Origin of the sequence: Oceanobacter sp. 5_MG-2023 (assembly GCF_030548165.1) — a bacterium.
Classification (GTDB): Bacteria; Pseudomonadota; Gammaproteobacteria; order Pseudomonadales; family Oceanobacteraceae; genus Oceanobacter.
This window is the reverse complement of record NZ_JAUORS010000063.1, coordinates 1-1,146: the sequence shown is the minus strand read 5'-3', so window position 1 is coordinate 1,146 and position 1,146 is coordinate 1. Positions and strand designations below refer to the sequence as shown.

The following is a 1,146-nucleotide window of genomic DNA, read 5'->3' as shown; positions in this document are numbered from 1 at the left end:
CGAAGTGGATGCTCAGCTGCGACAGCGTCAGGTTCCAGTTTTGCACCGGATGCGTCCACTTTTCGGATGCCTTCAACGTACCTGCATACAGCAGCTTGAGCAACGCGTTTTCATTGTGTAGTGGTCAACTAATCCCGGAGAGTATTTTAAAGTTTTCCTCAGCTGCAACGGGCGAAATGCCGTCGTTGAATGTATGAGGTCGCTGCCGGTTGTAGTCGTCCATCAGATAACCACCAACATCCTTCTTGGCCTCGGCTAGGTTGCGATAGCCTAGGGCCGGTATCCCTCAGACTTCAGACTTCGAAACAGTCTTTCCATCGGTGCGTTATCCCAGCAGTTGCCACGACGGCTCATGCTTTGGGTCATTCGATAACGCCATAGCCTCTGACGGAACTTACGACTGGCATTTTTATGTTTTTTATCGCTATGGGCTTGTGTGGAGAGGAGGGAGGCTGCGGAACCGGTGAGGTATGAGAGCAGGTAAAGTGATTTTCCAGTGCCAGAATAATAGGAGAATAACCAATGTGATAATCTGCACGGCTTGTAAAAAGGAGTAAGACAATGACCCAAGCGCACGCCGTAATTGCAATCACCGCAGTTGATTATTCAAACCCTCGTCATGCAACTGACCTGGTTGAGCTGTTAAACGCCTACGCAACCGATCCCATGGGCGGCGCTGAGCCTCTGAGTGATACCTGTCGACAAACATTGGTGGCACGGTTGGCCGAGTTACCTCACGCACACAGCTGGATAGCCTATGTCGATGACCAGCCAGCTGGGCTGCTGAACGCTTTTGAGGGTTTCTCGACCTTCAAGGCACAACCCTTACTGAACGTACACGATCTGGCGGTAAATGCAGATTTCCGCGGTCTGGGATTAAGCCAGAAACTGCTGGCCGCAGCTGAGCAAACAGCCCGCGCACTGGGCTGCTGTAAAGTGACGCTGGAAGTATTATCCAATAACCAGATAGCGCAAAACGCCTACCTGAAATACGGCTTTGCCGGTTACGAACTCGACCCGCAAGCTGGCCATGCCTTGTTCTGGCAGAAAATGCTGGATCACTGATCTGTAGGGGGCATCTATTTAATCCGGTGCTCACTCTGGGCTACCGGATGGTTTCGAATCACGAAGCCGACTTGCAGGCCT

Annotated in this window: 1 protein-coding gene and 1 pseudogene; one reads left to right on the top strand and one right to left on the bottom strand. The window is 51.8% G+C overall.

The features are described from left to right. Window positions 1-124: 124 nt before the first annotated feature. Window positions 125-429, bottom strand: a pseudogene (locus Q4551_RS16130) (integrase core domain-containing protein); the annotation flags it as partial. 132 nt (window positions 430-561) lie between these two features. Here Q4551_RS16130 and Q4551_RS16125 point away from each other — a divergent pair. Continuing rightward, on the top strand, window positions 562-1,065 hold the full coding sequence (locus Q4551_RS16125; RefSeq protein ID WP_303434949.1) for a GNAT family N-acetyltransferase: 504 nt from the start codon (window positions 562-564) through the stop codon (window positions 1,063-1,065). Window positions 1,066-1,146: the final 81 nt, after the last annotated feature.